Below are 13,833 nucleotides of genomic sequence, written 5' to 3' on the forward strand. Positions count from 1 at the left end.
TTTTCTTGGGTTGTGTTGGATTGTTGCTGTATTTATAAATAGTTATGCTATAATCTTAATATGAAGCAAAAAGAGGTTATTGTCGTAGAAGGTAAACATGATTCACAAAAATTAAAATCTTTTTTTGATGTAGATACAATAGAAACAAATGGGCTTCATCTATCTAAAGAAAAGATAGAATGCATCAAGAGTTTGAATGAGAAGCGTGGTGTTATTTTGTTTTTGGATCCTGATAGTGCAGGTGAACGTATTCGTAAACGCTTAAATGATGCAATACCAAATTTAAAAAATGCTTTTATTGATAAAAAAAGATGCAGAACAACAAAGAAAGTTGGAATAGAACATGCTGATAAAGAAGCTTTGAAAGAAGCTTTAGAGCATGTTTTAACATATGATAAAGAAATAAGAGAATCGTTGTCTTATGAAGCGTACCTCAGTATGGGGTTTCAGGGTCAAGAAGATTCACGAATGTTGAGAAGAAAAGTTGGAGAATTACTTTTTTTAGGTGAATGTAATAGCAAGACACTGTTTAAGAGGTTGAATATGTTTCAAATAACAGATGTGGAATTAAAGAAGATTGTTGAGGATATATATGAATAAAATAATTGCGACTCCCTCTAATACCAAAGAGATATTAGAGACTTATGATTTATATGCCAAAAAGAATTATGGACAGAATTTTTTGGTTGAATCTCAAATAGTTGATAAAATTGCAAAGCATGCAGTATTAAGTGAAAATAGTGTCGTTATTGAAATTGGACCTGGAATAGGAGCATTAACTCAATTTCTAGCAAATTATGCAAAGCAGGTTATTGCTTTTGAAATAGATGAACGACTGATTCCTGTTTTAAAAAACACCTTAAGTGATAAAGATAATGTAGAAATCATTCAAGAAGATTTTCTAAATATTGATTTAGATGAAATAGTGAAAACGTATTCGGAAGTGGTAGTAGCGGCAAATCTTCCTTATTATATTACAACTCCTATTTTGTTTAAAATATTTGAAAGTAATGCCAATATAAAACAGATAACTGTAATGATGCAAAAAGAGGTTGCAGATCGTTTCAGTGCAAAGGTAAATTCTAAGGATTACAATGCTTTAAGTATTATTGCGCAGTATCATTATGATATAAAAACAATCATGAAAATAAGTAAACATGTATTTAATCCAAAACCTAATGTTGACAGTGCTGTTGTACAGTTTACATATCGACCAAATACATTGGTTGATGATGAGAAAGCTTTTTTTCTAATGGTGAAAGCATGTTTCAAACAGCGAAGAAAAACTATTTTAAATAATTATGGAGAGTATTTGAATGACAAAGAAAAAGCACGGCAATATTTGCAAAGTGCCAATATTGATATAAAAAGTAGAGCAGAAAGTTTAACAAGAGAAGCTTTTGTTCGTTTATATGAGGTAGAAAAAAATGGAAGTTAAGGCTTATGCGAAAATTAATTTAACCTTGGATGTGATTAGGAAAAGAGAAGATGGGTATCATGAAATGGATATGATTATGACACCGATATCTTTATATGATACCTTAGATGTAGAAGTTGCTGATCAAGATACTTTTTCAAGCAATGTAGAAGGATTAAGGTTTGATGAGAATAATACCATTTATCGGGCTGTTTCTTTGATGAGAGAGCATTATCAGATAGCAGAGCACTTTTGTATTACATTAGACAAACGCATCCCCATGCAGGCTGGATTGGCTGGAGGTAGTGCTGATGGAGCAGCAATGTTGATTGCAATCAATCACTTATGTAACTTACAACTAAGTGAACAAGAACTTGTTCGTATTGGCGTGAAGATTGGCGCAGATGTTCCCTTTTGCTTATTAAATAGATTAAGTAGAGTACAAGGGATTGGTGAAAAAATACATCCTATTTCTTCACAGTTAAATAAACACATTTTACTTGTAAAGCCACAAAGTGGTGTTTCAACAAAAGAAGCATTTCAAAATATTGATTTTAAAGTATGTGAACATCCTAATGTGAGTTTAGTAGAGAAAATGTTAACCCAAAATGATGAACAATTTGTCAAACATTTGGGTAATACATTACAACAACCTGCAATAAAGTTAAATAAAGACATTGCAGATGTTCGAAAAGCTATGCAACAATTTCCCTTTGATTGTGTGTTGATGTCAGGAAGTGGATCTTGTGTGTTTGCTTTATCGGATGATATCGACTTAATAGTAGAGGCAAAGAGGCATTTAAAAAATACATATGATTTTGTAGAAAGTTGTTCCATGGTGAAAAATAGTTGAGGTAGATTATGGCGCTGTTTAAGAAAAAAGAAAAGAAATTAAAGAAAATTAGTGAAGATTGGGAATTTTATTATACAGAGATAGATGATAATGTTGCCTCAATTCGTTTGGATATGGGGTTAGAAACATTTTCTGAATATACTAAGTTAAAAAACACATATGTTTTTAGTGTTTTTTATGATGACCAATATCCAAATGGATTTCCAACAAAAGAATCAACAGCGATGTTACATGCTATTGAAGATAGCCTAGAAGCAAGATGGGGGATATATGATATCTATAGTGTTGGGATGATTACAGGCAATGGGCAACGAAGCTTTGTATTCATGAGTGAGCATGAAATGTCTTGGGAAAAGATGTGTTCCAAAATTATGAAACGTAGAAAGCATATTAAATTTTCAATGAGAATTTTAAGAAATGATAAAGGTCGCTATTATGAAGAAATATTATATCCAGATGTATATGGAATGGAATGGATAAAAAATCGGAATATCTGTCAACGATTAGGAGATCAAGGAGAAACGTTTAGTGAAGAGCGAATCATCGATTTCTATACGTGCTTTCCAAAACAAGAGGATGCAGAAAAATTTGTTGCAATGCTAACATCAGAAGATATGAAGTTAACAGACTTTGATATTAATCTAAATGAAAAAAAGGAATATTTAGTATATTTTAGAACCTTTGATATTCCTAGTCAGGAAATAATGAATCAGTATAGTAAAAGGCTACTTACTTTAACAATTCAAAACCATGGAAAGTTTGAGGGTTGGGGGACAACGATTATAAAAGAATAAAAGAGTTGTTTTTCTTATTTGATTATGCCATTATATAGGATATGAAAACAGTAAAAGCAAAAACGATTTTACAAAATATGAAATATGGAAATCAATGGTTTGGTTCAGATTATAATATGAACTTATACCGTGGTTGTTGTCATGGTTGTATTTATTGTGATAGTCGTAGCAATTGTTATCGAATTGATAATTTTGATGAAGTGACAGTAAAAGAAAATGCATTAACAATTTTAGATCGGGAATTAGCATATCGAAAAAAAGGGGTTGTAGGTTTAGGTGCAATGTCAGATCACTATAATCCATTTGAAAAGGATTTGGAAATTACAAGAGGAGCCTTAAAGCTTATTGAGCAAAATGGTTATGGTTTATCATTAGAAACGAAAAGTGCAACGATTACTAGAGATATTGATCTTTTTAAAAAAATACAAGCAAAGCACAATGTAATTTTAAAACTGACAATTACTTGTACAGATGATCAATTATGTAAAAAGATAGAGCCTAATGTATCGATAGCAAGTGAACGATTTAAAGCTGTGAAGCAGTTGAGTGATGCTGGGTTGTTTGTAGGAATTTTATTTACACCATGGTTACCATTTATTACGGATACAGAAGAGAATGTCCGTACGCTTGTTAAACAAGCACATGAAGCAGGTGCTCACTTTATCTATGCATCTACTGGAGTAACCTTAAGAGAAAATCAGATGGAGTATTATTTTCAACAATTAGATAAATTGTTTCCAGGATTGAGTGATAAATATCGACAGGTTTATCGTGGAAGATATGCATGTAATACGTTGAATAAGAATTTATATAAGATTTTTGAACAAGAATGCAAACGATATGGTATGCTTTATAAAATGCAAGATATTATCAATGCTTATAAAAAACCAAGAGGAATTGTTCAAGAAAGCTTGTTTTAATATGTTGAGAGAAATGTAGAATTTTGTTATTATATGCAATATAGAGGTATTTATATGGAAAGATTCAAAATAAAAAATATAGACATAGGAAGTGGAAAAACAAAGATATGTGTTCCAATTACAGGAACAACACAGGATGAAATAATTAAAAATGTAAAAGCTATAGCAAAAACACATGCAGATATGGTAGAATGGCGTAGTGATTATTATGAAGATTGTCATGATATCAGTAAAGTTGTTGAAGTGTTGAAAATGATTAATGAATGTATTCCAGAGAAACCGCTTATTTTCACTTTCCGAACAAAATCGGAAGGTGGGCAAATCGCAATTACAGCACCAGAATATTTATTGCTTTATAAAACAGCGATGCTTAGTAAGAAAGTGGATTTTGTAGATGTGGAAGCACTTCGTGAAGAGGCAGTAATCAAAAATATTTTGAAGCATGCGAAAACGGCAGGAATTAAAGTGATTTTATCGCATCATGATTTTGCTTCAACACCACCTGAGGAAAAGATAGTTCAACGTTTAAAAATAATGAAAGAATTTGGTGCAGATATATGTAAGGTTGCATATATGCCAAGAAATGAAGCAGATGTACAAGCGCTTATCAGCGCAGCTGAAAATGCTAAACAAAATAATTTATTATTTATTGCGATATCTATGGGTGTGTTAGGCGAAGTTACAAGGATAAGAGCAAATGCACTTGGATCTTGTGTTACCTTTGCTTATGTAAATAAGGAGAGTGCACCAGGTCAAATTGATGTTGAAAAGTTATACAGTATATTGGAATAAATAAAAATTTATATGAAATAGAAATAAGGAAATAAGAATAGGATTTCAAAAGAAATACTATATTTATATTTAATGAAGGGCAAACTATCATCTTTTACTTTTTTTAGTTAAGATATGTTGCCCTTTTATTATGCAATAAAGGGGTGATAATCTTAACTATTTTAATTTTATATAGAAAAAAGTGTAAGATGTGAACCTTTTTGATGTAAAAAGTGTCTAATTAATGAAGGGATAATTATTTGGAAGTAAAGTAAATAGGAAGGAAGTGCAAATATGGAAATCGGATCAGATGTTATTCTAGCAGTAAAAACAGAAATCGAAAATATGCCAGTAAAATATAAATTTATTGCATTGCTTTGGTATTTTGAAGAATTTACTGTTGTAGACATTTCAAATATTTTGAATATTCCAGAAGAAATCGTGGAAATTAGAATTGATAAAGTAGAAAGTATGATTCGTCCTACAATTTTGGTAGAAGGAATGACTTCGGCAAGAAAGTATTCAAAACATTTTCCTGTTGTGGTTTCAAAGGCGTTTGATTTGATTATTAAGAGTTATCAGATGCCTGCTGAAACAGAGAGTAGAATATATGTAAACATTTTAAATACATGTCTTTCATAAAATGGAAAAAATATATATAGAAAAAAGTAGCAGATAGAACAACGTGTTTTATTTGCTTTTTATTTTGAAAATGAAAATTATGCTATTTAAGTGAAAAATAGCATAGAATATTACACAATTGTAAATACTTATGGTATGCTTTTAGTATGGAATTATTCTAATCAAAATTAGCAAATAGAAGATAAATGTTTATTTTTTTATAAAAAATGAACGAAAAGAATAATGAAATTGTCTAAATTAAGAGGAAATTTGAATTTATTAAGGAAATATGCTAATTTTGTTTTGAATAATAAAAAAAAGGGAGCACATAATGGGTAAAAAAAGTATTGATGTGAAATATGTAAAACGATTGAAACAAGGCGATCCTGAAGCTTTTGAAGAAATCTTTCGTTTTTATAAAGACTCTATATATTATTTTTCCTTAACCTTTTTGAAGAATCGAGCAGATGCGGAAGAAATTGTTCAAGAAACCTTTATAACAGCAATGAAAAATATTGGTTCTTTGGAAAAACCGGCATCATTTCATTCTTGGCTTCACAAAATAGCGTATAATAAATCAATGACCCTCTACAAAAAGAATAGCAAGAATGTACAACTAGATAGTGATTTTGATCTAGAAAACATGATTGAAGGAGAGGAAGGTCCAGCTGGTATGTTATCGCGTAATGAACTAATTTCAACTATAAAAACCGAAATTGAAAATATGCCTAATACATTAGTTCAGGTCGCACAATTGCGTTATTTTGAGGATTTTACAACCAGAGAGATTTCTGAAATAATGGATATTCCTGAAGGAACGGTTAAAACAAGGTTAAATAAAGTTAGAAAGATAATTCAACCAAAGCTTGATACAAAAGGGTTTTCTCCTGCAAAATATTTTTCATTTGCGTTTACACCAATAATGTTTAGTGCTTTCCAACAAATTATTGATTCACATACTTTGTCAAATGCAGTAGCAAATAAGATGTTTGAAAATATGTCAGTAGCAATTGGTGGAGCGGCAGGATTAGCTGCAAGTGCAGGCGCAGCAGCAGGTTCTGCAGGTGCAGGTGCATCAAATGCAAGCAATGGATTGCTTACAGCAGCCAAGGTTGCAGTGGCAGCTGTTGCTGGAGGGTCTGGTGTCTATGGAGTTTATAATGTAGTGCAATCAACAGGGCCTAATGTAGAGCAAATTTCATATTATAATGAAATAACGAATAAAGATATTGAGGTTGAAGTAATATTAAGTAAAAAAGAAAATGAAGAAGATATAAAAATATTGTATAATGGTAATGATGTAACATTTACTGCTGAAGACAAGACATTGACATTTGTAGCGAAAGCAAATGGTGAATATGTAGTAGAAGTTGGCGGAACACAAAATATATTTACAATTTCCAACATTGATAAACAATCACCGGAGTTGATATCTGTCGAAAAGAGTGGAAATAGTGTGGTATTTTCATATAATGATGATGTTTCAGGAATTGATTTTGAAAAATCATATATTACTGTAAGTACAGGGGAAAAAATAAGCTTACCAACTAATAACGTAATCAATGGTGATTATAGTGGTAGTATAAAAGTAAACTTATATGATAAAGCGGGGAATGTTGCAGAATATGAAGTAGATTTAGATGCATAATATAAATGGAGATGAATATGAAAAAAATAAGAAAAATAAAAATATTCTTTCTAATTGCAATAATGTTATTTGGAACCATTTTGGCGAGTAGCATTTTTCGTGCATCCATAAGTGCAGATGATGAAACTAAAGTACATGTAAATGTCTATAGTAATTTATATTATAATAACAATGGTAATTATGAGGATATTCCAGTAGAAGGATTACCTTATGAAGCAGATGTAGTATTAGAAATACATGCTTCTACAAAGAAAGAATATGAAACGGTAATTGATTATAAAGATAAAGTAGGAACAGTAGTATATTCATATTATGATGGAGTGTTAAAAATTGATGATCGCAATGCTACACAAGAAGAATATGAAGCATTTATTGGCAATGGGATGTCAGATGTACTTTCAAGTAAGGAAAGAATATATACTTTACATTTGAAATCAACAGGTGAAGATGAAGGGTTGATAACTTGTGGTATTAATTTTCTTTTTAGACATCCAAGTGGAACAATTAAATATTTGTATACATTGAAGCATAAAGGTTTATTTCATGGCGAAACATATGCTGTAAATTTTTATGATTATGATGGTTCTGTAATAAAAAGTGAACGTGTAAAACCAGGAACAGCTGTAGAAGTTCCAACGGTTAAAAGAGAAGGATATAATTTTCTTGGTTTCAATACGCTTGAAAATGGAACAGGTGAATATTATAAAGGTCAAGAAATAGTTGAAGATATGTCATTTTATGCTATTTATGAAAAAAAGATATATCGGGTAAATTATTATGTGGATGATGAATTATATACAACACGAGAAGTTGCTCATGGTGAAGATGCAGAAAATATTAAATTAAAAGACACAGCGAGTCGTAAATTTGTTGGATGGGACAAGAGCTTAAATAATGTTACTAGTGATTATGATGTACATGCAGTATTTAAAACAATTAAACCTATACCAAGTCCGCCAAAAGATGCAGAAAAACCAAGTACAGATACTTCTATAAAAGAAAAGGAAGTTATTGCGAAGCCAAGTGAGGCAGTAACCCCAAAAGCAGAAATAGAACAAAAAGAACCATCAAAAAAAGATGAAAAAAAGGCAGCGAAAGTAAAAGCTAAAATTAAAAAAACAAGTTCTATTGAAGGAAATGATACATTAGAAGCAGATAATAAAGCAGCTATAATAAATAATGATGATAATGCAGAGGTGATTGATTCAGAAGAGAAAGTATCAGCTTCTGTGGCAAGCAAAGAGGTGGGTTCATCAAAGGATGACACATTAATGAAACTATTGCCGTTTGCTGTTTCAACATTAAGCATGTTGGTATTGTTATTATTGACGGTAAAAAGTAAGATTTTTAAAAGATAAGTAAAAAAACTTATCTTTTTTTAAAAATAAATGAACGAAATGCTATTTTTACTTGTCTAAATAATGAGGTGGATAGAGAAGCTAGATGTATAAGAAACTTGATGCAATGAAAGAAGTAATAAATTTATGACCTAATATATTATGACCAAATATACTATACAACTTCTGGAGGGGCGTTATATATCGTAGATAAATAACTTGTATTATAATAATCAAAATTTTTAGACATTACACTCACATAATTGTTCATCGGAGGGGGATGAACCTAAGCGTATGGGAAGATAGGATTTTAGATAATAATTGAAATCTTATACATCTACAAGCATTGTTTAAGGCAGATTATTGAATTGAAAAGGAAAAGGTTCGTTTAACGAACTTTTTCCTTTTTATGCGAGGTGTTTTAATTGTATTTTTATAGCGAGTGTGGTATTACTATTGTGGGGAAAGCAAGGAGTAGTATGAAGAGGCGGCAGATTGATACAAAGTATATAAAGCAGCTTAAGGAAGGCGATGAGTCTGCTTTTAACAAGGTTTTTGATTTTTACAAGGATTCAATCTATTTTTTCGCATTGTCATATGTGAAAAATAGAGCGGATGCAGAGGAAGTAGTTCAAGAAGTATTTATTCAAGTATTAAAAAGTATACATACACTAAAGAAGCTTGATTCTTTTGGATCGTGGTTGCATAAAATTGCTTATTATATGGCGATTAGTATTCAGCGCTCAAAAGGAAATCAACATATCCAATTAAATGAAGAATACGATATAGAGAATATGGTAGTGGAGAAAGAAGGACCAGACAAGATGTTATCGAAGAATGAAATGGTGGAAAGGGTGCGTGAGGAGATCGAGAAGATGCCCCCCAAACTGACTAGGATAGCACAATTACGGTATTTTGAGGATTATTCAACAAGAGAAATTGCAGAAATTGTTGATATTCCAGAAGGAACGGTAAAATCAAGATTAAATAAAATAAGAAGAATGATGAAGCCGATTTTAGAGACAAATGGAATATCACCAAGCAAATATTTCTCATTTGCACTTACACCACTTATTGTGGAGGCAATGCAGTTGATAATGAATAAAAATAGTATGCCACAGGATGTAGGGGTTGGAATAAAATCACATGTATTAGCTAATGCTGGAAGCATATGGCAAGAGTTAGCGAGCAATGAAAGTGTTCGTCAGGGGTTATCAAATATGACCAAAGCAGGATTAGCTTTAGCTACAGGTGGAGCTGGACTAATAGGACTCAATGTTTTAAATGAACAACAAGGGATGCATATTGAAAAGGTGAATATACCAACTGAAATTTCTAAATATCCAATTGATGTGGAAATCCAAGTAGATAAAAACATTAATGATGAACATGTGGAAGTTGCCCATGAAAATGAAAACATCCACTTTGATGTGGAGAATGATAGACTCATTTTTGAAGCCAAAGAAGATGGTGATTATACAATTCAAGTAGATAATGATAAAATGATTATTCATGTAGAGAATGATGGAAGGAAACCACCTATATTTGTAGAAGTAGAACAAACAGAAGGTGGAATTCAATTGAATGTAGTAAAAGGCGAACGAATTTTGAATTATGATGATTCTTATATTATCTATCAAGGAGAGCAATATTCTTTTGATGAGCATGGTTTTATAGAAGGTGAGTTTGAAGGCGATATTCAGATTTATATTGTTGAAGAGGATGGACCAACAACCCAAATTCACCAACAAATTTAATATTAAAAAAAGGCAATTACTAGATGGTAATTGCTTTTAACGTTTTTTTAGATTTGCCAATTTTGAGGTTCTTTGTTTCTGTTTTAATTTTTTCCAATTAGAGGCCAATGCTTTTTCATATTGGCTATTTTCATTTGGGTGATAGAAAGATTCATTCTTTAGCTCATCAGGCAAATATTGTATTTGATCTACTAGATCTAGTCGTGAATAATCATATTTATCCTCTTCCTTCATGCCTACAGGAGTAAGACGTAAATAAGATGGAACAGGATATGCATGATTTTTGATATGTGGCTTCACATTATCAATAGCATTGATTGCAGATTTACTCTTTGGTGACAAGCAAAGATCAATGATTGTATGAGCCAATGGGATGCGACCTTCAGGAAATCCAACTCGTTTGGATGCATCAATTGCCTGAATGCATCGACTTACAGCAGCTGGATTGGCGAGACCAATATCTTCATAAGCGGTTACGAGAAGCCTTCGTTCAATAGATTCTAAATCGCCAATTTCAATAAGAATTGCTAAATAGTATAGTGCTGCATCCACATCACTTCCACGAATAGATTTTTGAAAAGCACTCAGCAAATCATAATGATAATCTCCATCACTATCAGAACTGATGTTAGGAATAAAGGCATACTTCTCTACTAGCTCTTCATCAATATCATTGCTAGCAACACTACAGATTTCTAAAATATTCAAAGCATAACGAATATCTCCATTGCTTTGGGTTGCAATAAGCGCTAATGCTTTATCAGATATCTTTACTTTATCATTTAATCCATCCGGGCTTTTTACAGCTCGTTTTAATGCTTCAACAATATCCTCTTTTTGTAACGCTTTGATTTCAAAAAGATGGGTACGACTACGAATTGCTGGATTGATTGAAAATAAAGGGTTTGCCGTTGTAGCACCAATCATGATAATACTACCATTTTCAATATGTGGTAATAAAAGATCTTGTTTATCTTTATTTAAGCGGTGAACTTCATCAATGATGACAATCATCCCAGGGAAGAATTTTGCTTCTTCAAAGATGATATCCAATTCTTTTTTATTTCCAGTTACAGCATTAAACAATCGATATTTTATATCCAATTCATTTGCTAAAACCATTGCTAGAGTAGTTTTACCAGTTCCTGGAGGTCCATAAAAAATCATTGAAAACAATTGTTTTTCTTCTAAACAGCGAGTAATTATTTTGTTTTCTCCAATTAGATGTTTTTGCCCGATGATATCCTCTATTTTTTGAGGACGCATTCGAAACGCTAAAGGTTTTTTTATCGTATTTTCCATATATCTATTTTATCATACTATTACAAAAATAAATGCTCAATTAAGATTTTGATACCTAAAAAGACAAGAATGGAGCCACCGAATATTTCAGCATATTTTTGAAAGATAGTACCTAATTGTTTACCCATAAATACACAAAATAAACTTAATATAAATGTAACGATACCAATAATGGAACTTGCATAGATAATATTAACATTTAAAAAAGCAAAACTAACACCTACTGCAAGTGCATCAATACTAGTAGCAATACCTAAGACGATGATATCTTTAAAGGTAAGTGATGTATCACATTTTTCTTCTTTCATTGTCAATGATTCCTTAATCATTTTAATACCTATAATAAATAATAAAATAAAGGCAATCCAGTGATCTATACTTTGGATATATGAGGTGAACTTTGTTCCACATAGATATCCAATAATTGGCATAAGTGCTTGGGAAAACCCAAATGTAAAAGCAAGAATAAAGGCGTATTTTTTTGTTTCTTCTTTTTTAAAACACATTCCTTTAGCAATGGATACAGCGGATGCGTCCATAGCTAAACCAACGCCGGTTAAAATAATTGTAATAATATCCATAATAATGTCTCCTTTTAAGAAAAAAAGACTTATACGAAAAAATCGTATAAGTCTCGTTTTTTACAATAAGCCAGATCTGAAAAGATCAATATGTTGACTTAAACACTTGTCGAAAGACAAGATAACTACTCCCTTATGACTATGCTATTATATCAATATTTAAAAGAAGATTCAATGAAAAGTTTCTTTCCAACATTTATGGTATAGTAAAGGCAGGTGATAAAAATGAAACAAATTCGTTATGGTATTCTTAGTGCAGCAACGATTGCACCAAGATTTATGAAAGGTGTAGAACTTAGTAAATATGGTGTGTTAGAAGCAGTAGCTTCTAGAGATTATAAAAGAGCGGAAGAGTTAGCAAATCGTTTTCATATTAAAAAAATATATGCTGATTATGATGCATTGTTTATGGATGAAGAAATCGATATTATCTATATTCCAACACCAAACTTTTTACATTATGAGCATTGTATGAAAGCTTTGAAAGCTGGTAAACATGTTGTTTGTGAGAAGCCTTTTATGTTGGAGGAAAAGCAGGCTAAAGAGGTTTTTGCTTATGCTAAAAAGAAACATCTCTTTGTTATGGAAGCACAGAAATCAGTGTTTTTACCAATTACAAAATGGTTGAAGCAAGCAATCTTAGAAGAATTGATAGGAACAATCGATTTTGTTCGTCTATCTTCGTATTATGCAGCAGGGGATGATAAGAGTAACTGGATGTATAGCCATCAAAAGGGTGGTGGGGTTTTTTATGGAAGTGGAAGTTATACAATTGAATATATGAAATATTTGTTTGATAAACCGATTGTTTCTTCGCAAGGAAGTGCGTTAATTGGACCAACGGGAGTGGATGAAATAGGAACAATAAATCTAAATATAAATAATCAACATTTAGTGACAACAACGATTTCTAGATATGCTCCACTAGAGCAGGAAGCAATTTTCTATGGTCGTATAGGAAAGATTAAAATACCATATTATTGGCGTCCTAAACAAGCAATTATTGAATATAATGATGGAGAAAGTAAACTTATTGAAATGGATTTTGAAAGTGAGTTTGTGTATGAAGTAGATCATATTAATGAATGTCTTGATAAGGGTCTATTAGAGAGCCCTATTATGCGACAAGAAATCACTTTGGAATGTATAAAAATCATTGAAGATATTGTAAGAAAAGGGTATCGATAATTGTTTAGCACTTCAATTGACAAAGCGCTAATACAGAGTATACTATAGAATTGTAGTTAGGGTATATACTCTAACGGTAAGTATTTTATTTTGGAAGGAAAAGAGGCGATATTTATGAAATTCTTACCAAGTTTTAACGTATTTGATGATGTGTTTGATGATGCATTCAGAGGTTCATTCTTTAGTAAACCAGCTACTAATATGAAAACAGATATTAGTGAAAAAGATGGAAACTATTTCTTGAATATGGAGTTGGCAGGTTATGATAAAGATGATATCAAAATTGCATTAAAAGATGGTTACTTAACCGTAACAGCAACTAAAAAAATGAATGATGAAAAGAAAGATGATGAAGGAAATGTGATTCGTCAAGAGCGATACAGTGGTACATGCTCACGTAGCTTCTATGTATCTGATGCAGTAAAAGAGGATGATATTAAAGCTAAATTTGAAAATGGTGAGCTAAAGATCACCGTTCCAAAAGCAGATAAAAAAGAAATTGAAACAAATAAATACATTTCAATCGAATAAAGAAAGCCAGGTACTATCTGAAGTGCACCCCGTTATTTGGACACCCAAATAAAAGGAGGTGCATTTTTATATGTCGAAGTTACTAAGAGAACAGAAGATACAATTATACAAAG

At 31.4% G+C, this 13,833-nt stretch carries 14 protein-coding genes; 12 read left to right on the forward strand and 2 right to left on the reverse strand.

Annotation, left to right across the window (positions count from 1 at the left end):
• Positions 1–60 precede the first annotated feature (60 nt).
• The 10 genes from rnmV to M2475_RS07540 all read left to right on the forward strand — a co-directional run bounded on the left by rnmV (position 61) and on the right by M2475_RS07540 (position 10,118).
• Positions 61–600, forward strand: a complete 540-nt coding sequence (gene rnmV / locus M2475_RS07495) for a ribonuclease M5 (protein ID WP_277490585.1) — start codon at positions 61–63, stop codon at positions 598–600.
• The gene (gene rsmA / locus M2475_RS07500) at positions 593–1,438 is read left to right on the forward strand and encodes a 16S rRNA (adenine(1518)-N(6)/adenine(1519)-N(6))-dimethyltransferase RsmA (RefSeq protein WP_277490587.1); all 846 of its coding nucleotides are present in this window, start codon (positions 593–595) and stop codon (positions 1,436–1,438) included. The genes rnmV and rsmA overlap by 8 nt, the downstream gene beginning before the upstream one ends.
• Complete coding sequence (ispE, locus tag M2475_RS07505) at positions 1,428–2,270, forward strand: 4-(cytidine 5'-diphospho)-2-C-methyl-D-erythritol kinase (RefSeq protein ID WP_277490588.1); 843 nt, start codon at positions 1,428–1,430, stop codon at positions 2,268–2,270. The genes rsmA and ispE overlap by 11 nt, the downstream gene beginning before the upstream one ends.
• A gap of 8 nt (positions 2,271–2,278) precedes the next feature.
• On the forward strand, positions 2,279–3,064 hold the full coding sequence (locus tag M2475_RS07510; protein WP_277490589.1) for a DUF695 domain-containing protein: 786 nt from the start codon (positions 2,279–2,281) through the stop codon (positions 3,062–3,064).
• 41 nt (positions 3,065–3,105) lie between these two features.
• Positions 3,106–3,984: a radical SAM protein gene (locus M2475_RS07515; protein ID WP_277490590.1), complete on the forward strand. Its 879-nt coding sequence runs from the start codon at positions 3,106–3,108 to the stop codon at positions 3,982–3,984.
• A 54-nt stretch (positions 3,985–4,038) separates the two neighbouring features.
• Complete coding sequence (gene aroD / locus M2475_RS07520) at positions 4,039–4,776, forward strand: type I 3-dehydroquinate dehydratase (protein ID WP_277490591.1); 738 nt, start codon at positions 4,039–4,041, stop codon at positions 4,774–4,776.
• A 273-nt stretch (positions 4,777–5,049) separates the two neighbouring features.
• Positions 5,050–5,397, forward strand: coding sequence for a hypothetical protein (locus M2475_RS07525; RefSeq protein WP_277490592.1), 348 nt, complete (start codon positions 5,050–5,052; stop codon positions 5,395–5,397).
• A 310-nt stretch (positions 5,398–5,707) separates the two neighbouring features.
• Positions 5,708–7,024: a sigma-70 family RNA polymerase sigma factor gene (locus M2475_RS07530; protein ID WP_277490593.1), complete on the forward strand. Its 1,317-nt coding sequence runs from the start codon at positions 5,708–5,710 to the stop codon at positions 7,022–7,024.
• A 17-nt stretch (positions 7,025–7,041) separates the two neighbouring features.
• Complete coding sequence (locus M2475_RS07535) at positions 7,042–8,382, forward strand: InlB B-repeat-containing protein (RefSeq protein WP_277490594.1); 1,341 nt, start codon at positions 7,042–7,044, stop codon at positions 8,380–8,382.
• A gap of 458 nt (positions 8,383–8,840) precedes the next feature.
• Complete coding sequence (locus M2475_RS07540) at positions 8,841–10,118, forward strand: RNA polymerase sigma factor (RefSeq protein WP_277490595.1); 1,278 nt, start codon at positions 8,841–8,843, stop codon at positions 10,116–10,118.
• Between the two features lie 36 nt (positions 10,119–10,154).
• Here the strand turns inward: M2475_RS07540 and M2475_RS07545 are convergent, their stop codons facing one another.
• Both M2475_RS07545 and M2475_RS07550 read right to left on the reverse strand, forming a co-directional pair.
• Positions 10,155–11,408 carry a replication-associated recombination protein A gene (locus M2475_RS07545; RefSeq protein ID WP_277490599.1) on the reverse strand — a complete coding sequence of 418 codons (1,254 nt, stop codon included), beginning with the start codon at positions 11,406–11,408 and terminating at the stop codon, positions 10,155–10,157.
• 32 nt (positions 11,409–11,440) lie between these two features.
• Positions 11,441–12,001: a manganese efflux pump MntP family protein gene (locus M2475_RS07550; RefSeq protein WP_277490596.1), complete on the reverse strand. Its 561-nt coding sequence runs from the start codon at positions 11,999–12,001 to the stop codon at positions 11,441–11,443.
• A gap of 225 nt (positions 12,002–12,226) precedes the next feature.
• On the opposite strand from M2475_RS07550, the gene M2475_RS07555 reads away from it, so the two are divergent.
• Both M2475_RS07555 and M2475_RS07560 read left to right on the forward strand, forming a co-directional pair.
• Positions 12,227–13,189 (forward strand): Gfo/Idh/MocA family oxidoreductase, encoded by a 963-nt coding sequence (locus M2475_RS07555; RefSeq protein WP_277490597.1) that lies wholly within the window; start codon positions 12,227–12,229, stop codon positions 13,187–13,189.
• A gap of 114 nt (positions 13,190–13,303) precedes the next feature.
• The gene (locus M2475_RS07560; RefSeq protein WP_277490598.1) at positions 13,304–13,720 is read left to right on the forward strand and encodes an Hsp20/alpha crystallin family protein; all 417 of its coding nucleotides are present in this window, start codon (positions 13,304–13,306) and stop codon (positions 13,718–13,720) included.
• The last annotated feature ends 113 nt before the right edge of the window (positions 13,721–13,833 follow it).

The sequence above is a fragment of the Breznakia sp. PF5-3 genome (assembly GCF_029504745.1).
In the GTDB taxonomy this organism is placed as follows: Bacteria; Bacillota_I; Bacilli_A; order Erysipelotrichales; family Erysipelotrichaceae; genus Breznakia.